General features: G+C 49.3%; 14 protein-coding genes. 10 read left to right on the top strand and 4 right to left on the bottom strand.

The window, feature by feature from the left end:
• Nucleotides 1-83: 83 nt before the first annotated feature.
• Complete coding sequence (gene argA, locus PQQ36_RS07705) at nt 84-1,421, top strand: amino-acid N-acetyltransferase (protein ID WP_011079707.1); 1,338 nt, start codon at nt 84-86, stop codon at nt 1,419-1,421.
• A gap of 224 nt (nt 1,422-1,645) precedes the next feature.
• Entirely contained in the window at nt 1,646-1,828 is a 183-nt protein-coding gene (locus PQQ36_RS07700) for a hypothetical protein (RefSeq protein WP_011079706.1), read from the top strand.
• A 72-nt stretch (nt 1,829-1,900) separates the two neighbouring features.
• On the opposite strand, the gene recD is transcribed toward PQQ36_RS07700, so the two are convergent.
• The 3 genes from recD to recC all read right to left on the bottom strand — a co-directional run bounded on the left by recD (nt 1,901) and on the right by recC (nt 11,430).
• Entirely contained in the window at nt 1,901-4,015 is a 2,115-nt protein-coding gene (recD, locus tag PQQ36_RS07695; RefSeq protein ID WP_045623292.1) for an exodeoxyribonuclease V subunit alpha, read from the bottom strand.
• The gene (gene recB, locus PQQ36_RS07690; protein WP_045623290.1) at nt 4,012-7,632 is read right to left on the bottom strand and encodes an exodeoxyribonuclease V subunit beta; all 3,621 of its coding nucleotides are present in this window, start codon (nt 7,630-7,632) and stop codon (nt 4,012-4,014) included. Before recB ends, recD begins: the two co-directional genes overlap by 4 nt.
• A gap of 309 nt (nt 7,633-7,941) precedes the next feature.
• Complete coding sequence (gene recC / locus PQQ36_RS07685; protein ID WP_182290759.1) at nt 7,942-11,430, bottom strand: exodeoxyribonuclease V subunit gamma; 3,489 nt, start codon at nt 11,428-11,430, stop codon at nt 7,942-7,944.
• A 265-nt stretch (nt 11,431-11,695) separates the two neighbouring features.
• On the opposite strand from recC, the gene PQQ36_RS07680 reads away from it, so the two are divergent.
• Entirely contained in the window at nt 11,696-13,519 is a 1,824-nt protein-coding gene (locus tag PQQ36_RS07680; protein ID WP_026130656.1) for a DUF3413 domain-containing protein, read from the top strand.
• A gap of 81 nt (nt 13,520-13,600) precedes the next feature.
• Here the strand turns inward: PQQ36_RS07680 and PQQ36_RS07675 are convergent, their stop codons facing one another.
• Entirely contained in the window at nt 13,601-14,578 is a 978-nt protein-coding gene (locus PQQ36_RS07675) for a TDT family transporter (RefSeq protein WP_273660633.1), read from the bottom strand.
• Between the two features lie 108 nt (nt 14,579-14,686).
• Between PQQ36_RS07675 and PQQ36_RS07670 the strand changes: the two genes are divergently transcribed.
• The 7 genes from PQQ36_RS07670 (at nt 14,687) to glpD (ending at nt 22,869) form a co-directional block, all read left to right on the top strand.
• Nucleotides 14,687-15,583, top strand: coding sequence for a LysR substrate-binding domain-containing protein (locus PQQ36_RS07670; RefSeq protein WP_011079700.1), 897 nt, complete (start codon nt 14,687-14,689; stop codon nt 15,581-15,583).
• 104 nt (nt 15,584-15,687) lie between these two features.
• Nucleotides 15,688-16,002: a YebG family protein gene (locus PQQ36_RS07665; RefSeq protein WP_011151010.1), complete on the top strand. Its 315-nt coding sequence runs from the start codon at nt 15,688-15,690 to the stop codon at nt 16,000-16,002.
• 241 nt (nt 16,003-16,243) lie between these two features.
• Complete coding sequence (dapD, locus tag PQQ36_RS07660) at nt 16,244-17,275, top strand: 2,3,4,5-tetrahydropyridine-2,6-dicarboxylate N-succinyltransferase (protein ID WP_225454438.1); 1,032 nt, start codon at nt 16,244-16,246, stop codon at nt 17,273-17,275.
• A 495-nt stretch (nt 17,276-17,770) separates the two neighbouring features.
• The gene (locus PQQ36_RS07655) at nt 17,771-18,622 is read left to right on the top strand and encodes an MIP/aquaporin family protein (protein ID WP_011079697.1); all 852 of its coding nucleotides are present in this window, start codon (nt 17,771-17,773) and stop codon (nt 18,620-18,622) included.
• A 67-nt stretch (nt 18,623-18,689) separates the two neighbouring features.
• Nucleotides 18,690-20,207: a glycerol kinase GlpK gene (glpK, locus tag PQQ36_RS07650; RefSeq protein ID WP_011079696.1), complete on the top strand. Its 1,518-nt coding sequence runs from the start codon at nt 18,690-18,692 to the stop codon at nt 20,205-20,207.
• Between the two features lie 180 nt (nt 20,208-20,387).
• Nucleotides 20,388-21,155, top strand: coding sequence for a DeoR/GlpR family transcriptional regulator (locus tag PQQ36_RS07645; protein ID WP_011079695.1), 768 nt, complete (start codon nt 20,388-20,390; stop codon nt 21,153-21,155).
• A gap of 172 nt (nt 21,156-21,327) precedes the next feature.
• On the top strand, nt 21,328-22,869 hold the full coding sequence (glpD, locus tag PQQ36_RS07640; RefSeq protein ID WP_273660631.1) for a glycerol-3-phosphate dehydrogenase: 1,542 nt from the start codon (nt 21,328-21,330) through the stop codon (nt 22,867-22,869).
• Nucleotides 22,870-22,886: the final 17 nt, after the last annotated feature.

Raw genomic sequence — 22,886 nt, 5'->3', positions numbered from 1 at the left:
GGTTAAATTAATAAAAAACCGCTTGCCAACAAGAGAATAAAAAGACAATATTTCAGCATAAATAGTCACAAGGAAGTCATATTGTGAAAATTCGCAGTACTGCATTAGTTAAAGGTTTCAGACAATCCACTCCGTATGTCAACGCGCACCGCGGCAAAACCATGGTTATTCTCCTTGGTGGTGAAGCGATCGCTGACAAAAACTTCAGCAATATTATTAATGATATAGCTCTAATGCACAGCCTTGGCGTTAAAGTGGTTCTGGTCTATGGTGCCAGACCGCAAATCAATCAATTACTTGACAAGCAATCAAGCCAAACCCCTTATCACAAACACATTCGTGTGACTGACGAAAACTCACTTTCGATAGTTATGCAAGCCGCCGGACAGTTGCAATTGGCGATCACAGCCAGCCTCTCCATGAGCTTGAATAATACGCCGATGGCAGGAACGCACCTCAATGTGGTCAGTGGAAATTTTGTCATCGCTCAACCATTAGGTATAGATGAAGGTGTCGATTACTGCCACAGTGGTCGCATTCGTCGCATTGATACCGAGGCCATCAATCGCTCCTTGGATCAAGGTTCCATCGTACTACTAGGGCCGATTGCCAGCTCGGTGACTGGTGAATGCTTTAACTTGCTTTCTGAAGAAGTCGCGACACAAGTGGCGATCAAACTCAAAGCCGACAAACTGATTGGCTTTTGTTCTGAGCAAGGCGTGATTGATGAAGAGGGCAATGCCGTCGCCGAGTTGTTTCCAAGCGATGCGGAGAAATTCATTCAAAAGCTCTCGGTCGATGTCGATCCCGATAGCGACTTCCATTCCGGCACACTGCGTTTTCTCAAAGGGGCAGTGGCAGCTTGCCGCGCTGGCGTTCCCCGTAGCCATTTAATCAGTTACAAAATTGATGGGGCTTTAATCCAAGAACTGTTTTCATTTGACGGTATCGGCACGCAAGTGGTCATGGCCAGTGCTGAACAAGTTCGTCAGGCTTGCATTGATGATATTGGTGGCATTCTTGAACTGATTCGCCCTCTGGAAGAGCAAGGCATTCTAGTAAGACGCTCTCGCGAGCAACTTGAGCAAGAGGTCGAACGCTTTACCATCATTGAGAAAGATGGCCTGATCATTGGCTGCGCCGCCTTGTATCCTTATATCGATGAGCATATGGCGGAGATGGCATGTGTGGCCATTCATCCTGATTATCGCGATGGCAACCGTGGCCTGTTGCTGCTCAATTACATGAAGCATCGCTCGAAATCCATCGGCATTGAGCAAATTTTTGTTCTCACCACGCACAGCGTTCATTGGTTTAGAGAGCAAGGTTTCTACGAAATTGGCGTCGACTCACTGCCAATGGCGAAGAAAAGTTTGTACAACTATCAGCGTCGTTCAAAAATTTTGGCACTGCCACTTTGACCTAAGATTAGTATTTCCTGCTGATGAACAGGGTTAACACCATATGCAATGCTTTACATCTTGTCTGTTCAAAGTTTGTGCTTTTTTTCGTTCGGTGACTCGTCTATAATCCGCGCAAATCGGGGTTAACCCGAGCCAAGGAACTTGGTGACGAGACACCGCACGGACTGCTCGATTCATTACTTACCCAGTCAGTTGGGATTAAGCAATCAAAGAGCATTACTATGAGAACCATTATTTGTAACTCGCTGCAAAGCTTTTGGGATATGGCCGACAACCAGTTTCTAGAGGGACTTGACGTTCATTGCGTCTTCCCAGTGACAGAAGCGCTAAGAGAGTTCATCTTGAACTACAAAGAGCAATACCACATTCGCAGCATCACTTTTACTCAAGCATTTCAACGCTAGTTCGAATTTCAAAGGCCAGAAGTTTCCACTTCTGGCCTTTTTCCTTATCGACTTAGACTGCTCTCATGATCCTTACTGGCCCAAACGGTGTGGCAGGCCGCTCGCTCGCTGTGTTTTTATCTTCATACCACGTTTCAGGACTTGGAGATCGGCATACAGCGCTAAACGCTTTTTCGCTCGAGTAATGCCCGTGTAGATCAGCTCTCGCGTCAGTATTGGGCTGAAATCGGCTGGCAAAATCATCAAGGTAAAATCAAATTCGCTGCCTTGCGATTTATGTATTGTCATCGCATAGGCTGTTTCATGTTCTGGTACTCGGCTTGGTAATACCGCTTTAACGCTGCCGTCAGCCAACTCAAAATAGACTTTTAGACGCGGGTCTTCATCAGCGTCATCCCACATGCAGATGCCAATGTCGCCGTTGTAAAGCCCAAGCGCGTAGTCATTACGCGTCACCATCACAGGCCTGCCGTGATACCAAATCTCGTCCTTCACTTTAATCAAATTCCGCGCAGCTAAGGCTCTTTCAATGCGAAGGTTAAGCCCGGCCACACCAAAATTCCCTTCACGCACGGCGCAAAGTAACCGGCAACGATGAAACAAATTCAGTCCCGCTTTGGCTCGTTCCGCGCTGCTTTCTCTCTCTTTGGGTTCAAGATGCTGCTGAGTTAAGGCAATGCGAGCAAGATAATGTGAGTACTCACTCACTAGTGTTTGCAACATATGGTTGTAATGGCTGGCATCCAATGGATGATGTGCGATATCGCTAAACTCTCGCTGCCATACACTCTCTAACGCCGCCACTGAACCTGCATTGATCGCTTTTGCCAATTGGCCAATTCCTGAGCGAGCATCAAAACGATAGCTCTTTTGCAACATACACAAGCTATCTGCAACTGGTGCCAAACGGCTGGCACTCTTTGGCAGCGCTTGATAACCCGTTAACTTCGCGAGCGTTGCTGCTTGCTCTGCGCTGTATCCGGAAGCAGAAAATGCGCAGATATCCCCCAGCACCGCCCCCGCTTCAACGGAGGCCAACTGATCTTTATCACCGAGTAAAATCAAACGAGCATGTTTAGGCAGCGCGTCAATCACTTTATACATCATCGAAAGATCGACCATTGAGGCTTCATCCACCACCAGCACATCCAAATGCAGCGGGTTTTGACTGTGATGACGAAACTCGGCACTGCCGGGGACCGCGCCTAACAAGCGATGTAATGTTGAGGCTTCTGTGGGAATCAACGCCTTTAAACTCGGCTCCACAGCCAAAGATTGCACCGCTTTACCGATGGATTCGGTCAAACGCGCAGCCGCTTTACCCGTTGGCGCCACCAAACGAATGGTGGGCGTTTGTGCTCCGGCTTGCTCAATCAGCGCCGCCAACAATTTCGTGACGGTGGTGGTTTTGCCTGTTCCCGGCCCCCCAGAGATCACGGCAAAACGACGCGTCAACGCCACCGCGGCAGCTACCTTTTGCCAATTAATGCAGGCCGCATGAGGCACGAGATGATCCAGCGCGTTGAGATCCGAGACTTTGCTTACTTGGCTCAGCACTTGTTCAATCGCCGCCCAATCCAAACGGTGCTCTTCAACCACGTCGAGAAAATCACACACCCATTGCTGTCGCTGCACTTGGGTACTGCCGCTCGCTTGCGCGGCAATCAGCGTTTCAAACAAAAAGCGGTAATCTCGCGCGAACAATCGATCCAGCAGCGCTGACAACGATGCCGCCGAGCTGGCATTAAGCTCAATACCGTGGCTTAATTGATTAAGTTTTTGCGCCAATACGACTTCATAGTGCCAATAGCGATGCAGATAAACTCGTTCACCATCGAACATCAAGGGCACCGCTTCCCCTTGCGTGCCGACCAAGCGACTGGTTTGCAGCAACCCTCGCCAGTCGATCAGCTGAAGCTGGGCGTTCAGCTCGGTTGCTGCCTCACCAAACAGGCCAATTTTACTGGCCAATTCACAGACTTGGCCAAGTTCATCAAACAGAGGCAAGCAAATATGCCCTTTGCCTAACTCGGCACTGACCGCAGCGGCCAACAGCGCCAATCCGCTGTGCTGACTCTGTTCACCAATAAAGCGCGCAAATTGATAATCCAATAAGCGCAGGTAGCCTTGTTGGGCTTGCTGTTCCAGCATCGACAGCGTCGCTTGGAGTGACCCATTCAACATCATAGTAACTCCATCTGACCACCTTGGGTCGATCTAGGTTGAGGCTCAAGACCGTCAATCAAACGATCCATTTCCGTTAATAAATCCAACGAGGGTTTGGCAGAAAAAATACCGTGTTCACTTTCGCCATCCATACCACGAAGAAACAGATAATAGACGCCACCAAAATGATGCTGGTAGTCATAGTTCGCCAAACGGCTGCGTAGAAAACGGTGGAGCGCCAACGCATAGATTTGGTATTGCAAATCGTAGCGATGATCCACCATCGCCCCTTGCAATGCCTCACCATGATAAAAATGCACCGCGTCACCCAAATGGTTGGACTTCCAGTCCAGCACGTAATATTTGCCTTGGTGTTCAAACACTAAATCAATAAAGCCTTTGAGCATGCCTTGCACCGTTTGGAAACCGAGATCCCCCGCGCGAGCCGAGAGGGGATCATGGCGCTGAATGACTTGGTTTAAACTGGCGGCGCTGAGCACTTCTATCGGCAATAAGAACTCCATTTCCACCAGACGCTGTGAAGGCGTTTTCTGATTAAGGTACAGATGTTTGCCATCAAGTGGCGTCGACAACACGGTATCCACCAGCTGCTGCAAAACGGGCAACCATTCTAAGTCGATCAAGTTTTTTTCCATCAGCTCGCTGATCACTTGACGATTCTGTTCAGAGTCCGCCGCTTGAGTAAACTCCACCTCTTCAAACAGCGAGTGCAAAAACGTACCGGCACTGGCACCACGGGGGAAGGTAAAAATCGATTTCTCCACTTCTTGAACTGGCGCTTGCGGATCTTCGGCGGAAGAGTCGATATCAAACCCCACCACCTCTAAACTGGCATCGTAGTCGCTTTGATGGCTCCCTTGCTTGACCAAGCCGGAGTAACTGGTTATGCGCCATAAACGATCGAGCGGCGTGGCCAGCTCTTGCGCAGAGAGCGACAACGCGGGCGTTGCGATAGGTTGATATCGCTCATCCGGCAAGGTTGGCGGTGAGATAACGACAATGCTGTCTGACTGCGTTTGCTGTCCTGCCAACGCTTGTTGCAGCGTGGCAATTCCCCCTTCTTGACCATTTTGCACCAAATACCCCATGGCACTGCGATGCACGCCCGTGGGTTCTTTAGTGGAGCGACCGTTGCGCAATGGCGCCGCGCCAATGAAACAGCCATAAACGGCGCGAGTGAGCGCCACATAAATAAGGCGTAAGTCTTCGGCTAATCGTTCTTTGTCCGCTTGTTGCAACGCGGCATCGCTGGCGGTGATATCTAACACGGTGCGATCGGTTTGCGCATCGTAAAACTTCGCTTCGCTGGCTTCGCGATGAGCAAAGACAAACGGGAGAAAAACCAGATCGTACTCAAGCCCTTTTGATTTGTGGATGGTGACGATCTGCACCAAGTTCCGTTCCGATTCGAGACGTTGGATCTGCTCATCGCTGCCGCCAATACCATTGTGCGCATCGCTGATGGCTTGAGCAAACCAACGCAACAAACCGTGGTCGCTGTCGATCTCATTGCTTGCTTGCTGGAGCAGTTCCGCCAAATGCATCAGGTCAGTGAGTGTGCGCTCACCTTCTTGCTGAGTCAGCAGTCGCTCCGCAATATGGCGTTTGGCCATCACCGCTCGCAGCATCGGCATCACACCACGAGAAAGCCACAGCTTGCGGTATTCTTTAAACTCACTGAGCGCTTTTTCCCACGCATTTTCATCGTTATTCAATTTATCCAGACTGGCGGCATCAAGGGCAAACAGCTCACAAGCCAACGCCGCCCGCAATGCGCGATCGTCTTCGCTGGTGAGCACCGCTTGCAATATGCGCTGAACATCTTGCGCGACGGGGCTGAGAAAAACGCTGTCGCGGTTCGAAAGATAGACACTGGCAATGCCTTGCTTAGCGAGAGTTTGCTTGATCAATCGCCCTTCGCTGCCGGTTCGTACCAACACCGCAATGTCACCCGCTTGAATAGCGTGCTGTTGCTCACCTTGCTGGAATGACGCTTGACCTTGCTGCGAAAGCGTCAGAATCCGCTGAATCTGACTGGCGGTCGCCTCGGCCATCGCTTGCTGATACTCCCCTTTCGCCACGGGTTTTTCTTCGCACTCTTGTAACCAGTAGGTCAGGGCTGGCTGCTTTTGGCCTGCCATGTTCCAAATGCGCTGATCCGCTTTGGGGCTAGCGTTGACAGGTAAGAAAGGGATGTCTTGATCATAAATAAACGGACTATCAGGCTGCTGAAATATTTGGTTCACCGCTGCAACCATCTCAGCACTGGAGCGCCAGTTTGTTCCCAAGGTGTAGTGGGCACTCACTTGGTTACGCGCTTTGATGTAAGTGAAGATATCCGCCCCACGGAAGCCGTAAATCGCCTGCTTCGGGTCGCCGATCATAAATAGCCCAGTTTGTGGGTGATCCAAATAAATACGGCTAAAGATACTGTATTGCAAAGGGTCGGTATCTTGGAACTCGTCAATCATGGCAACGGGGTAAAGCGTACGAATTCGACTTGCCAATAACTGTGCTTCATCTTGATCGATCGCCGCGGATAAACGCGTTAACAAATCGTCAAACGACAAACGCTGTTTCTGCTCTTTGGCTTTGGCCAGCCATGCGCGACATTGCTCAATCGCGTGTGCCAACAATGGGGCTTTTAAGCTGGCCGGATTGGCCAAAAACGCGTCAATTTGCTCAAATAGTGGATGCGTTGGCGCAGTGCCTTTGGCAGTTTTGGCAATCAGTTCATTTTGTGCAAATTTTTCCAACTTATCAGGATAGTGATAATCAAAGGTTTCGCTCTCTGCCCACCGGTTAACCGTTTCCAACCAATCCGGTAGGGATTTTTTGGTGTAACTGCGTTTGTTGATATCGGATTGTTCTATGAGCGTTTGCAATTCAGGCTGCGCCGTTCGCCAAGCACTTTTTAGTTGCGTAATTTTTTGCAGGTTGTCTTGATGCAACGCCGCAAGATCGCCACTCATCGCGTTGACGCTCAGCGCCAATGGCGCGCCAGTGAGATAGCGGCCAATGTCGCTCAACAACGCTGCGGGTGAGCCCCAAATCTGGCGCACCTCACCTGCCAATGCGGTGGGCAAGGGATAGAAATTGCGTCGCCAATAATCGGCCACCACTTGTGCTTTTAACTGACTTTCATCGGTGACAAATTCATTGTTAAAACGGCTGCCCGACTCAAACGCATTTTGCGTGAGCATCCGTTGGCAAAAACCGTGAATGGTGAACACCGCCGCTTCGTCCATCTGTCTTTCGGCTTGCAGCAAAATGGCGGCAGCCTGCTTGTGATCGGGAAAGTCACGCAGCAGCGGCTCAATGACGGGATCTTGGCTGTCTCCTCGAGCAAACGCCAAACGCGCATCGTGAATACGCGCGCGAATGCGATCACGCAGCTCACCCGTTGCGGCTTCGGTAAAGGTCACGACCAAGATTTGATCCACAGTCAGTGGGACTTGATGACGCGTCTCTTCACTGCCATGACCAAGCAGTAAGCGTAAATACAATCCAGCAATGGTGAAAGTTTTACCTGTCCCCGCCGACGCTTCAATTAACCTTGCGCCATGCAATGGAAAGGTCATGGTTTGTAACGGGGTTGGCTCGGGCTTGTGCGTCATCTTACTCACTGTCTCCGGATCATCTGCTGTTTGATCTGTGATCAAACCTTAAAAACGCTATGAATTTGTCTTAACTCTCTAAATATTAGGATGTTGTGGGATCTTACTCACGGAACATCCTTGCCGCACTGGGTAGTATGCGCCTCACGAGATCAAAGGGTTCGACACGAACCACTCAACCGAATCATGGTCCCTCTGACCTTGTGGCCGTACAGCAAACGCCCTACACGATAATGATTTTCTGGCGGCCACCCTACTTCCTCTCCATTGCAGCGCTTTTATCCCATTGTTGACGTTGAGCGGCATCGTTTATGCTTCCTCTGACGCATCCACAACAGACAATCTTGCCCCTTGCAGCACCAAACTACTCATCAAACGTACTTGATGGGCCAGTTGTTCATTCCATTTTGGCCAAATACGACTGATGTAGCTGTCAGCGCCTTCCCCTGCACCCAAGAAACCATCATTGAAGGTATCCGCCATTTTTTTCAACGCTTTCTCTTCATCATCGTTCCATTGCCCGCGGCTTATGCCAGCTTCGATGGCCGCCAACGCGGTTTTAGGGAAATATGCCAAAGGCTGAGTCATGCCTTCGATATACAGGCGGATCAATTCGTTAAGCAACGATTTGGCTTGGCCAGCATCCGCCATCGCTGGGTATTTGAGGTGCACAACCCCCTCTTTCTTGTCGTAGCCAATCAAATGCGTCACTTTGGCAACGCCCATGGCCGACATCGAAAGATGATCAATCCAACCTGCTAAGTAATCTTGTGAGCGAATTTTGCCACTGCGATAACGCAATAGACCCGATTGATAGTGCTGCGTTAACCAGCCGCTCAAATGAATCGTTTTGCCTTCACCAAATGGCGTAAAAGTCAGATCCACTTCGAGATCATCCAAACAAGCGTGAGATAGCCCGGTTAGTTTTTCCATTAACGCTTCAGCTTGCACGCGGTTGGTGTCAAATTCCAACTCACCAAAGGCGCCGATCGGCAACTTGCCCTGAGCACGCATTTCACTGCGTACGCCCTCAATCAGCGGCTGTACCATGTCAGGCGTGCAGTTTTCATCCGATAAGAGACGATGCAACAACTGTTCACGCAATTGGAAGCTGTTGAGCCCATCCAACACAAACGGTTCTTCATCTGCCATCACGGCCATTGGCGGCTCGAAAACGACTTTCAAACGGCGATTGAAGAAGTACTGCACTGGCAGTCGCCAGAAACGTTGCAGTTCAACCAAATCCAGTTCAAGCGGGAACGTAGCACCCAGTAAATAATCGTCAAGGGCTTGATAAAATGGCGCACTTGGCTGCGATGGCACTTGGCCTTCGCTCTGCTGCTGGGCCGCTGGAATCCACTCTTTGGCATAGCTTTTCGCGTTGCTCGGAGGTTCACCTAAAAAAGCTTTGGGACTAAATGGCACCATGGGATGCTCGCAGGTGATCGCCTTTAATAGATGCGCACCGGATTCATCCACACCCAGATGCTCATCCCCCGCTAAACAGTAGTTTTGCTGACAATACTCCATCAACTCAGCCACCAGCACCGACGGCACTTTCTCTGTGTTGTCTTGCACGGAACGTCCGACATAGCTGATGTAAACACTTTGCTGCGCAGACAACAGTGCTTCAAGGAACAAGTAGCGGTCATCGTCGCGGCGAGAGCGGTCACCCGCTCTGGCGCGGCCATGAATTAAATCGAATCCTTCCGGTGCCACACTGCGTGGATAGACGCCATCGTTCATCCCTAATAAACAGACGGTGCGAAATGGAATCGAACGCATCGGCATCAAGGTACAAAAATTCACTTGTCCGGCAAGAAAACGCTGGCTTACACGGCTACCGGACAGTTTATTGAGCAGATATTGACGAATCACACTCGGTGACAATTCCGCCTCAAATGCCGCATCACTCAACTGTTCTTTTAACTGACCCAACGTATCGCGAATCGATTTCAATGCCACTTCGCCTTCTAAGTCGACGGCGAAGAAATCCGCCAAGACACCGTGTAATTGTTGTCGCCATGCGTCAATGTTTTGCGCTTGAGCTAAGGCGTGGCGATAGCAGCGCACCTTTTCAATGAAGTAGCTCAGTTTGCCCGCCAGCTCCGCTCCCATTCCCTGAACTTCGTTGTAAGGAGCAAGCCATTCCTCACCGCTTTGGAACAAACCAGCCGATTCTGGCATGGCGTAGCCAAGTAACATGCGTTGAATACCAAACTGCCAGGTGTTTTGTCTTGTCTGCGGTAGCTCAAACTCACATCCAGTTTGCTCATCGAGCCCCCAACGGATACCTGACGCTTCCACCCATTGTTTTGCTTGCAGGAATTCCGTTTCACTCAAGGAAAATTTCTGCAAAATCGCAGGGGTTTCTAGCAGTTCCAACAGCTCTGACGCCAAACAGCGCATTTGTGGTAGATTCACCAACGTCAAAAACGCGTTGAGAATCGGGCTTTCTTGATCGGCGGTTCGATCTGAAATGGAATAGGGGATGAATCGTTCACCCGGCGCGTTGCCAAACACCGCTTGAATCGCTGGGCTGTAGGCATTGATGTCCGCCACCATCACAATAATATCGCGCGGCTTGAGGGTTGGGTCGGCATCGAACATCGCCAGCAATTGATCGTGCAGCACTTCCACTTCACGCATTGGGCTGTGGCAGACGTGCAGGCTCAAAGAGCGATCATTCGCCTCGATGAGCGGTTTATGATGGCTGCTCTCGATATGGTCGTCATCTTGGTGCTCTTCCAAGTTGAGGATGTCGGCTTGCAGTTGATGCAATAGCGAGTCTGGTTCAATATCGACAAACGCTTCAATCTCATGCGATTCCAATTGTGACAACAAGTACATGTTGTCACGGCCAAGTTTGCCCATCGAAGCCAGCAAGCTGTTGCCCACCACCTCGGTGTGCAGTTCATCGGCAAGATTGTCTTCAATACTGCCTTTCAATTGCTCACTTTGGCCCTGAAGCTGCGAATGATCTTGTTGCCACACGAGATGCTGACGCTGTTTCGCCGCCAAACGAGCAAGAAATTTTCGATCGCGCACTTCACCCCAATAGTATCGACACGGGTTGGTAAACATCAGATGCACGTCAATATGCTGACCGAGCGCTTTAAGCGCGTCCATGTAGCGTGGCGGCAATGAGGTAATGCCAAAAACAAACAAGCGCTGCGGCAAGCGTTCAAACTGGCCAGTGTAGTTTTCTAAGCTATCAATGAAGTGTTCGTATAAGTTGGCGCGATGGTACGGCGATTGCCCAAGCGCGACGGTATGGTCATACAGTGCTTGCCACAACATGGGCTGCCAAGGATGCTCATCACCAATCTCAGCCACGGCCTTCCCCGCTTCCCAATCACGTATCCATTCAGGGCGATACACCAAATAACCATCAAAAATATCAGCAATTTTTTCCGACAGCTGGTAAAGCTTGGCACCTTCTTCATCGTCTTGAAGATAGCGAGCTAAGGGCGAGAACTCCGCCAGTGCAAGTTGCTGCGGCAACAAATGCATCAGCTTCCACGTCATCGCTTCTTTGTTAAAAGCACTGCGTTTTGGCACATCCGCCAAAACGTGGGTAAACATATCCCAGATAAATGTCGCGGGTAGCGGAAATTCGATGTTTGCTGCCACGCCAAACTCTTTCGCCAGTTCCATTTTCAACCATTGAGACATGCCTGGGCTTTGCACCAAGATCTGCTCTTTGTCGAAGGGATTTTGCAAAGGATTGAGGCGAATCAGTTCCACCAATAGAGATTTGAGCACATCCACTTGATTAGAGTGATAGACAGTAAACACGAGTTAGCTTCCGGAAAGACAATCACTAAGCGTTAGCTTAGCACAGCTCGCTGAGTGGCCACATAGTTCTAACTCACTGATTTCCAGAAAGGTTATATCGGTAGCGATTCTTGGTCAGTTTGTCAGCAAAAGACATTGTCAGGAGAAAATTACACTTCCGTACCAAATGTGACACGCTTCACGTCTTTAAAGTTAAAAAACACTGTTTTATACTTCCGCTCGTTTTTATCAAAATTATTTATAACTCGCTATGGGATTCAAAAAGATGTTGCGAAAACTCTCCTCCAATAGCGCGTGGCTGATTGCTTTTTTTGCTTGCTTCACGGTTTATCTGTCCATCGCCTGTTACCCGTTTGTACTCTCGTCTGATCCCTCTCAAGATCTGTCGGGACTACAAAGCTTCTATCTTATTGCAACCCAGTTGGGCTGGCTCGGTTTACTCAGCTTACCCATCATGCTGCTCAGTCTTCCACTGACACTGTTGCCAACTCGACTGTTCAAAGGCATCGTCATCACACTTGCCGCTCTGTTAGTGATTGCGCTGAAGATCGATATCACGGTTTTCCAACACTACAAATTTCATATCAATGGCTTGCTGATCCGCATGTTTTTTGATGGCGGGAACGAAGTCTTCAATATCTCTTGGTTGAGTTGGTTGATTTTCATCTCGGAGATTGCGGTGATGTTCATTGGCCTCGCCATCGCGGTATGGCTCAGCAAACTCTTAGCCAACAGCAAACTCAAATTCGCTTTTGTCGCATTATGGTTTGTGATGTTGCTGAGCAGCCAAATGGTGCATGCGTATAAAAATGCGTTGTACGACAATGAAGTCAGCCAATTTACCAATAACTGGCCGCTTTATTACCCACTCACCGCCCGCTCTTTCATGTACAAAAACGGCTTTGTCGATGAAAAGATTGCGGCGCAAAATCGCGTTGAGTTGAAAAACGTCGAGGGCAGTCAACTGGACTACCCACTTGAGCCCGTCAGCTTACCGACACAAACAAAACAGCCCAACGTGCTGTTTATCTTAGTGGACGCTTGGCGACACAGCGACGCCACGGCAGAAATTATGCCTAACGTCAGCCAATTTGCACAAAAGACGGCCAACTTTTCGCAGCACATGAGTGGCGGCAATTCTACCCAAGCGGGCATGTTTAGCCTGTTCTATAGCCTACCTGCCACCTATTGGGACAGTTTTTACGCCAGTCAAACCGCTCCAGTGTTTATGGATAGCCTGCAAAGCGCCGGATATCGCATGGGGATCTTCGGTTCAGCGTCGCTGACCAGCCCTCCTTTGTCACGCACTGTCTTTAAAAACGTCAAAGATCTGCGCTTGAAGACGCCAGGAACAACACAAGTTGAACGCGACGCGCGTATTACTGAAGATTTTATCGCCTTTGAAGCGCAGCCAAGTGATCAGCCCTATTTCGGTTTTCTGTTCTACGACTCTGCCCATGGCACCGAATTTCCTGAACCAGAAGGTGCGAAATTCACACCGTATTGGGAACGCGTGGATCATATCTTGCTCAACAACGATTTTGATGCCGAGCTCTACCATAATCGCTATAAGAATTCGCTCTACTACATTGATGGCTTAATCGGCAAAGTACTGAGCAAGATTGATTTGGAGAACACCATCGTGGTCATCACCTCGGATCATGGTGAAGAGTTTAACGATAATCGCATGAACTATTGGGGGCATTCTGGCAATTACAGCCAAGCGCAAATCCACGTACCGTTGTACATCTATGCACCTGGCCAAACCGCCAAGACTTACGATTATCGCACCACCCACTTTGATGTGGTGCCCACGCTGATGGAAATGCTCTTTGATAATAAAATTAATACCGCAGATTTCAGCGTCGGCGACAACTTGTTCGACGCGACCAAATCTCGAGATTGGTTTATCGCGGGGAGCTACTACAACTATGCACTCGTCGGCCAAGAGATGATGATGGTGGTTAACCCAGCTGGGAACTCAAAACAGCTCAACAACCAATTGAAAATTGTTAAAGACCACAAAGTGCCTGTTAATGTGATTCAGCAGTCACTGGAACTAATGTCGCGCTTCTATCACAAGGGCTAACGACCGTTTTTCTCGCCGCTAAACAAAAACGCCTCGCATGATGAACTGCGAGGCGTTTTTTCTCTTCTACACCATTCGACACTAGGCGAATTTTCCAAGCACGTTGCGTTTTGGCAACACCACTAAATTGTAGAAGTATTGCACCGCGACGTATCCCACCACAACCGTGGCCACCAATAGCTCGACGCCAGCCAGCATTCTCACTTGTTCAACATAGTGGCTGCCCAAACCTGCGTGTTGCATCCAGTTAGCCATTTTAAACAGCGCAGTGGCACCAATTACCATTGGGAAAGTAAACGCCGCATAGCCAGGGCTAAAAGGCAAACGAAGCAACTTAGCAAACGCGAGATAAATAATCGCCGTCATCAGCACGGCAATACCAAATAGCAACGCAATAATCACTGGCGAAGGTTGAGCCGTCACAGTTAAATAACCGGCCAATGAAAGGCTTGCTGGTGCGGCCATGATCGCCATCGTTGGTTTAGCCGCATCAGGGACTTCATGAGTAAACATAAAGCGGTAGATCATGATCGGTAACATCACCGCGTAGGCCACCATACCAAACACCAAAGCACCGTGCGCTACGGGAGCAAGCACTGGGTTGCCTGAGAAAGAAACGTCAGCAACGATAATACCGACCGGGGGCACAAACCAACTTGGCACCATGTGATGAAGTTCGAAATCTTTCGCACGGTGATAGACAAAGCTAAGTAAAAATACGATGTGCAATGCCACCGCCACTGACCAGATCGTATCCCCCAACAACGGGGAAAAGTGGCCAATCGAATTGGAAACCACCATGGTCGCCATGGCGAATGTCGGCACCACACTGCCCACCACTGGATGGGCTAAATCTTGTCTCAATAAGTGGTGATGAAAGAGAAATTTCACCGCCAAGATAACCAGCAAACCGCTGGCAATTGCCGCACTTATCCACTGTCCATAGCCGTTTAATGTTGCCAAGTTTTCCCAACTCCAGCCTAAGCTCGCAATACCAAGCGCCAAACCTGCCATCGGTGTTGGAGCGCCCATTACTTTTGCTTTTGTTCTTTGAATCATCACGACCTCAACAAGGCTATCTTTGTATGGCGCTATTTTATGCTTGCTTAATGTTTGAAGATATCTAATTATTTAGAACCAACGTTCAAAATTATTTAACGAGAGAGCATGGCAAGTCACATTTCTCTGAAACAACTCAAAGTGTTTACCACCATCACTCAGCACAACACGCTCACCGCCGCTTCGGAAAGTCTCTTTCTTTCCAAAGCGGCAGTGAGCATGGCGCTGTCCGAGTTGGAGAAGCAAATTGGTCATCATCTGTTTGATCGCGTTAATAACCGTTTGATTCTCAATCAAGAAGGGCAAAAACTGTTGCCATTGGCCGATGAGCTGTTGAGCCGAGCCAGCGCGATTGAGTCGCTGTTTGATCAAGATATGACACTGTCAGGCCAACTTCGTATTGGCGCCAGCGACACCATCGGCAACCAAGTTGCGCCTTATTTACTCAGCGATTTTCGCCGCCACACCCAGCATCAAGCACAGAGCCTGTTCATTTCTAATTCGGCGCAGATCTGCGATATGTTGGTGGATTACGAGCTTGATATCGCCCTGATTGAAGGCAAAACACTGCATCCCGAGCTGAATGCGACCCAGTTTAGCGAGGACGAAATGTGTGTGATTTGTCCGCCCGATTTTCCCCTTGAACTGAATGGCTCAATTTCACTCACTGAGCTGGAGAACAGTCAGTGGATTTTGCGCGAAGCCGGCTCTGGCTCGCGTGAGTTTTTCCATCGAGTCATCGCGCCACGCATTGAACATTGGCATGAAGCCTTTCAGCTCAACACCACCGAAGCGTTGATCAATTCGGTTTCCGCAGGACTTGGGCTTGGTTGCTTATCCCGTCTCTCGGCTGACCATGCCGTGCGAGATGGTCGCGTCAAAATGATCCCGATGCCGCTCGATATGAAGCGCCGCTTTTGGCTACTGGTGCACAAAGAAAAGTATCAAAGTCCGTTACTTAAAGCCTTTATCGATTTTTGCCACCATTGGCATCCCGAACGATAGCGGAATTCAGCTCTCATTTTTACGCGAGTCAATGGACATTACTGATGAAAAGCTGTATAAACACACAGTACAAATTCTGGACTATTTAACTTAGAGGATTAACCATGGCTGTTATCGTCAAGTACGTGGTAGAACGCAACGGAGAAGAGAAAATGACTTTTACCTCTAAAGCGGAAGCTGACGCATACGACAAAATGCTGGATATGGCAGATGAGCTTTTCGACTTACTAGGTAAAAGCGATCTTCTTGAAGATGAAGGCAAACAAGAAGACTTGGCGATGTTCCTCGCTCAGAACAAAGAAGAGCTTCTTTACGCGCTAGGCGCAAAACGCCGCCCAACGCCGAAGAAAGAAAAGAAACTAGCCGCGGTTGCGGATGACGCAGCCGACGAAGACGAATCAGCAGAAGACGCCGCTTAATCTTCGCAACCCATGTCGAATAAAACCGTCGCCCTGTGCGGCGGTTTTGATTTTGGCGACAAAATACAAAATAGCCATACGAAGAAATATATCGTTAAAAAGACAAAGGGTATCCATCTACAGACTTTCTCCCTTTGAGGGGTTTAAAGTCTTTTTTTGTCTCTTTATGATGGCTATAACTTAATTCCAGCGCTTGCCAGTGAATGGCGCGTGACAAAGACTCAACACATGGAGATCAACTATGGCTTTCTTTTCTCTCGCCTTTGGTACGGCAACCAAAAACCGCGACGGCAAAATCATCGAAGCGTTTTTTCCAAACCCAGTTCTTAACCCAAGCGAGGCGTTAGTCAACGCTCTAGCAGCCGTTGCGGGCTACGAGCAAGGCAACCAAGCTATCGAGATCTTTGCGGCGCAAAGTGCAGAACTGGCAGCAGCGTTCCAAGCAAATGGTGATGCAGCAAACGCCTCTTTCGCAGCAAAAGCGGCAGAGTCAACACAACCACTGGTACTGGTTATTCTTGCTACTGACGAGCAACCACAAACCGTTGCTGAAGGTTTCCTAAAACTGCAACTCATCTCTAACCGCCTAGTTCAACCACACGGTACTGTACTGGACGGCATTTTCGGTCTATTGCACAACATCGCATGGACCAACGAAGGTCCAATCGATCTGCCTGAACTGGCAGAACGCCAAATCGAAGCGCGTTTAGCTGGCCGTGTACTCACTGTCGATTGCGTCGACAAGTTCCCTAAAATGGTGGATTACGTGGTACCAACAGGCGTGCGTATCGCCGACACGTCTCGCGTGCGTCTTGGCGCTCACGTTGGTGAAGGCACAACTGTCATGCACGAAGGCTTCATCAACTTCAACGCGGGTACCACTGGCGTAAGCATGGTTGAAGGCCGTATCTCTGCGGGTGTTGTTGTCGGTAACGGCTCTGACATTGGTGGTGGTGCATCGATCATGGGTACCCTATCTGGCGGCGGTAAAGTGGTCGTGTCTATTGGTGAAAATTCACTACTTGGTGCAAACGCAGGTCTTGGTTTCCCACTGGGTGATCGCTGTACGGTAGAATCTGGCCTTTACGTCACCGCTGGATCTAAAGTGCGCATGCTTGATTCCACAGGCCAAGAAGTTGAAATGGTTAAAGCGCGCGATTTAGCAGGCGTATCTGACCTACTGTTCCGTCGCAACTCAGTGACTGGCCAAATTGAATGCTTGGCGAACAAAACTGCGGTAGAGCTCAACAGCGAGCTGCACAAAAACAACTAATCTCGAGCATTCTGAGATAGTGTTAGTTCGAGCCCTTCATCACTGAAGGGCTTTTCTTTTTCGAAAATTTGCCCTCAACCACTTTGCTTTCCTTTTCACTCCAATTGGTACGACCAGAACTGTATCAATCTGCTGAGATCGTATCCAAACAGCAATAGACAACGAAATTCATATCACATTTCCACAACAAGCTTCAGACGCTTACGTTAATTAAATGTAATATTCACAGCCACTTACACTCATTCATCACACCTATACCTCCTTTAACATTGCTTACGGAAGCTGATTTATTGCTGCCTTCTTATCCGTAAGAGTGAAAAAGTTCAAATGATGACTTAATTAACAAAAAACCTACCTTTCATTAATGAATTTATGCTCGAACGCGCATTTTGAGTGTTTGTTTATTTTCGCAATCGTTTAAATGTGCAAAATAGCTTGTGTGCATGCAGTAGATAATAAAAAGCACAAATAACGTGAACTTAAAGGACGCTTACCATGACTAACAAAAAACACACTCTTTTCGGAGAGTGCCTGGCCGAATTCATCGGCACAGGGCTACTTATCTTTTTCGGTGTTGGCTGCGTGGCAGCACTGGTGCTTGCTGGTGCTCAGTTCGGCCAATGGGAAATCAGTATCGTGTGGGGCTTTGGTGTCTCGATCGCGATTTACTGTACGGCTGGGGTATCCGGCGCGCACATCAACCCCGCGGTCACCATTGCCTTAGCGGCATTCCACGGCTTCGATAAAGCGAAAGTGGTCCCTTACATCATCGCGCAGTTACTGGGCGCATTCTGCTCTGCGGCTCTGGTTTATACCCTCTACAGCAACTTGTTTACTGACTACGAGATCGCGCATAACTTTGTTCGCAGCAGCCAAGAAGCCCTTGCTACAGCAGGCATCTTCTCCACCTACCCACACGCTTCACTCTCCTTCTTTGGTGCGTTTGCGGTGGAATTTGTCATTACTGCAGTGTTGATGTTTGCCATCCTCGCCTTAGGTGACGAACATAATGGTGCACCGCGTGGCGCGATGAACCCACTGTTGATTGGTATCTTGATTGCGGTGATCGGTGGTTCATTAGGTCCACTAACGGGCTTCGCTATGAACCCAGCACGTGACTTCGGACCAAAACTGTTCGCTTACTTCGCAGGTTGGGATTATGCCCTAAGCGGTGGTCGAGACATTCCTTACTTCATCGTACCGATTTTGGCGCCGATTGCAGGTGCGTGTTTTGGTGGTTGGCTCTATCCAAAAGCGATTGCGGCATACTTACCGAAAGTAGGCTCAGGTTGCACCATTCCGAACCAATGTGAAACGGAAGAAGAAGCCAAAGAAGCACGCGCATAATTAGCCGCTTGCACTGAACAACACAGAATTAACTAAAATAGTAATAACGAAACAAAAGGATCCTACCATGACTGAGCAGAAGTACATCGTTGCACTGGACCAAGGCACCACCAGCTCTCGTGCTGTGGTTTTAGATCACGACGCGAACATCGTTTCTGTCTCCCAGCGCGAATTCACTCAGATTTACCCACAAGCAGGCTGGGTAGAACATGATCCAATGGAAATTTACGCCACTCAGAGCTCTACACTCGTTGAAGCACTGGGTAAAAAGGGCATCCGCAGTGACCAAGTGGCTGCCATCGGTATCACCAACCAACGTGAAACCACCATCGTTTGGAACAAAGAAACAGGCAAACCTGTTTACAACGCCATTGTTTGGCAGTGCCGTCGTACTGCCGACATCTGTGAGGACCTAAAAGCTCGCGGATTGGAATCTTACATTCGCGAAAACACCGGCCTTGTACTTGACCCTTACTTCTCGGGCACCAAAGTAAAATGGATTCTCGACAATGTTGAAGGGGCACGTGAAGACGCCGAAGCGGGCAAACTGCTGTTTGGTACCGTTGATACTTGGCTGGTCTGGAAGATGACCCAAGGCCGCGTGCACGTCACTGACTACACCAACGCCTCCCGCACCATGCTGTTCAACATCAATGACCTATGTTGGGATAGCAAACTGCTCGAAGAAATGGGCATTCCAGCGTCAATGATGCCGGAAGTAAAACGCTCATCAGAAATTTACGGCCAAACCAACATCGGTGGTAAAGGCGGTACGCGTATTCCTATCTCAGGCATTGCGGGTGACCAACAAGCAGCGCTGTACGGCCAAATGTGTGTCGAAGCTGGCCAAGCGAAAAATACCTACGGAACGGGTTGCTTCTTGCTGATGAACACCGGACAAGAGAAAGTGACCTCACGCAACGGTTTGTTGACCACACTCGCGTGTGGACCAAAAGGCGAGCCAGCCTACGCACTGGAAGGTGCGGTCTTTATGGGCGGTGCTTCGATTCAGTGGCTGCGTGATGAGCTGAAACTGATTTCCGATGCGCACGATTCCGAATACTTCGCCACAAAAGTGGACACCTCAAACGGCGTGTATGTGGTGCCAGCCTTTACGGGCTTAGGCGCACCGTACTGGGATGCCTATGCTCGTGGTACCATTGTTGGCCTCACTCGTGGCGTTAACTCAAACCACATCATCCGTGCAACGTTAGAAGGCATTGCCTACCAAACCCGTGATGTACTGGACGCCATGCAAGCAGACTCTGGCATTAAGCTCTCAGCCCTACGCGTTGATGGCGGCGCTGTCGCCAACAACTTCCTCATGCAGTTCCAATCTGATGTGCTTGATACCGAAGTGCATCGTCCAAAAGTCACTGAAGTGACCGCACTGGGCGCTGCGTACCTAGCGGGCTTGGCCGTGGGGTACTGGAACAGCATTGATGAACTTCAAGGCAAAGCAGAGATCGACCGCAGCTTCCTTCCTCATCAAGATGAAGAGAAACGCAGCCGACGCTATAAAGGCTGGAAACGCGCAGTCAAATGTGCGCAAACTTGGTCTGAATTGCGCGATCTCGAAGATTAAAATCACCTCCCCCCAATTTTGGGCGTCTTTTGACGCCCTTTTTTGTTGTTTCACACGAATTCTTGACCTCGACAACTTCTATGAACTCATCATTTAGCGCACAATAGCCTGAGTGATTATTTTCGAATGCCAGCATTTCTGCCAAAAGGATCATTGAGGCAGAGGCATCAGGGAGACAAAGTGAAACAGATTCCAAGACACCAACAAATTATCGAGATGGTGAAAAAACAAGGCTACGTGAGCACCGACGAGCTAGTCGAGAAGTTCAATGTCAGCCCACAAACGATTCGCCGCGATCTGAATGAGCTTGCCGATGCAAACAAAATTCGCCGCTACCATGGTGGTGCGACCATCCCACTGAGTTCAGAGAACACCTCTTACTCCACGCGCAAAAAAGAACATTTCACCGAAAAAGATTTGATTGCCGAAGAGTTGGTGCAGCACATTCCCGATGGCGCAACGCTGTTTATTGATATCGGCACTACACCAGAAGCGGTGGCCAAAGCTCTGAATAAAAACCACAAGCAGCTGCGCGTTGTCACCAACAACATCAACGTTGCCAGTATTTTGCTGAGCAATCCTGAGATTAAAGTGATTCTTGCCGGCGGCGAAGTTCGCAACCGTGATGGCGGTATCGTCGGTGAAGCAACACTCGATTTCATCAAGCAGTTCCGTTTGGACTTCGGCATTCTAGGCATTAGTGGAATCGATTACGATGGCTCACTGCTCGATTTCGACTACCATGAAGTGCGCGTGAAACAAGCTATCATCGAAAACAGTCGCAGCGTGTATCTGGCCGTTGACCACAGTAAATTTGGCCGCAATGCGATGGTTAAGCTGGGGAATATTTCGCAAATCAATATGCTGATCACCAATGAACAGCCACCAGAAGAGATCACGGCGATTTTGAAAGAGCAGCAGATCCCTTGCGTTGTCGCAGGCGAATAAACTTAACACGTGTTTCCAAGCCCCGTCACTGAGTGTCGGGGCTTTTTTTGTGTTCAAATCACACAAACGAGCACAAACGAAAATAATAGCTGATCTCATTCGAAACTTAAGTTATGCTCATTTAAGTTTCAAAAATGCTCGTTCGAACAAAAATAACATTAGGTCAGCTCAAATGAAGAACAACTCCTCCACACCTACATCAACACTCGACATCTTGGTTGTCGGGGGTGGTATCAATGGCGCAGGCATCGCAGCAGATGCGGCAGGACGTGGCCTTAGTGTCGCGCTTTTTGAAGCCAAAGATTTTGCCTCGGCGACCTCTTCAGCCAGCTCGAAACTGATCCATGGTGGTTTGCGCTATTTGGAACATTATGAGTTTCGTTTGGTCTCCGAAGCTCTGGCGGAACGCGAAGTGCTGATCAAAAAAGCGCCGCACATTGCCTTTCCAATGCGTTTTCGCCTGCCTCACCGCTCCTATCTTCGCCCTGCGTGGATGATTCGTTGCGGGCTGTTTTTGTATGATCACTTAGGTAAGCGCACCACACTGCCTAGCAGCCACAAGGTGAACCTTGCCGAAACTGGGCTGCTGAAAGAGGAAATGAAAATTGGCTTTGAGTATTCCGATTGTTGGGTCGACGATGCTCGCCTCACGTTACTGAATGCCATCAGTGCCAAACGCAATGGTGCCGAAGTACGTAATTACTGCAAAGTGAGCAAAGCTGAGCGTGTTGACGGCCTTTGGAAAGTCACCATTGAAGATCAGCAAAATGGTGAACAGTTTGTGCGTTACGCCAAAGCCTTGGTCAACGCAGCGGGCCCTTGGGTGAAACAATTTTACGATGACAGTTTAGATGGCCCATCACCACGCAACATTCGTTTGATCAAAGGCTCTCACATTGTCGTGCCACGCGTACATCCCGATCCGCAAGCTTACATCCTGCAAAACAACGATGGGCGGATTGTGTTTGTGATTCCTTATCTGGATAAGTTCTCAATTGTCGGCACAACGGATGTCGAATACACCGGTGACCCTCGCCACGTGGCGATTTCAGAACAGGAAGTTGACTACTTAATTGATATTGTTAATCAGCATTTTGTCCATCAACTGAGCAAACAAGATGTGGTGTGGACTTACAGCGGCGTTCGCCCGCTGTGCGATGATGAATCCGATTCCCCCCAAGCCATCACGCGAGATTACACCATCGAGCTGGAGCAAGAACTTGACCAAGCACCGCTGCTCTCTATTTTCGGTGGCAAACTGACGACATATCGTAAGTTGGCGGAGTCTGCCATGCGTAAACTCGCGCCCTATTTCGACCATATGGGCACACCGTGGACGGCGCAACAAACGCTCCCCGGCGGAGATTTTAGCTGTACACGAGAGCAGCTCGCCCACGCGTTGCGCCAACAATACCCTTGGTTGAGTACAACCTTAGCCTACCGTTATGTCTGTCAATACGGCAGCGATGCACGCCAATTGCTCGCGGGGGCAGAAGAGGTATCAGCAATGGGCATCGAACTTGCCCCAGAGGTTTACCAGCGAGAATTGGATTACCTGATGGCGCATGAATTTGCGCAATGCAGTGAAGATATTTTATGGCGTCGAACCAAACTGGGCCTCTACCTCACTCCAGAGCAAGTGCAAAGTGTGGACAACTACATCGCAAAAAAGCATGCCGCCGCTCAGTCGCCTCAATTGCAACAGGCGAGCTGATCTTTCCCTAAGATATT

This window comes from Vibrio sp. CCUG 15886, assembly GCF_028570825.1.
Lineage (GTDB): Bacteria > Pseudomonadota > Gammaproteobacteria > Enterobacterales > Vibrionaceae > Vibrio > Vibrio vulnificus_B.
Note: the sequence above shows the minus strand (reverse complement) of the source record. Positions and strands in the feature narration are given on the sequence as shown.

Bases quoted from the DNA above. Each gene is read 5' to 3' on its own strand.
- PQQ36_RS07670 (WP_011079700.1), top strand. From the start codon at position 14,687: ATGGCAAGTCACATTTCTCTGAAACAACTCAAAGTGTTTACCACCATC.
- PQQ36_RS07675 (WP_273660633.1), bottom strand. From the start codon at position 14,578: ATGATTCAAAGAACAAAAGCAAAAGTAATGGGCGCTCCAACACCGATG.
- PQQ36_RS07680 (WP_026130656.1), top strand. From the start codon at position 11,696: ATGTTGCGAAAACTCTCCTCCAATAGCGCGTGGCTGATTGCTTTTTTT.
- PQQ36_RS07665 (WP_011151010.1), top strand. From the start codon at position 15,688: ATGGCTGTTATCGTCAAGTACGTGGTAGAACGCAACGGAGAAGAGAAA.
- PQQ36_RS07655 (WP_011079697.1), top strand. From the start codon at position 17,771: ATGACTAACAAAAAACACACTCTTTTCGGAGAGTGCCTGGCCGAATTC.
- glpK (WP_011079696.1), top strand. From the start codon at position 18,690: ATGACTGAGCAGAAGTACATCGTTGCACTGGACCAAGGCACCACCAGC.
- recD (WP_045623292.1), bottom strand. From the start codon at position 4,015: ATGATGTTGAATGGGTCACTCCAAGCGACGCTGTCGATGCTGGAACAG.
- recB (WP_045623290.1), bottom strand. From the start codon at position 7,632: ATGACGCACAAGCCCGAGCCAACCCCGTTACAAACCATGACCTTTCCA.
- glpD (WP_273660631.1), top strand. From the start codon at position 21,328: ATGAAGAACAACTCCTCCACACCTACATCAACACTCGACATCTTGGTT.
- dapD (WP_225454438.1), top strand. From the start codon at position 16,244: ATGGCTTTCTTTTCTCTCGCCTTTGGTACGGCAACCAAAAACCGCGAC.
- PQQ36_RS07700 (WP_011079706.1), top strand. From the start codon at position 1,646: ATGAGAACCATTATTTGTAACTCGCTGCAAAGCTTTTGGGATATGGCC.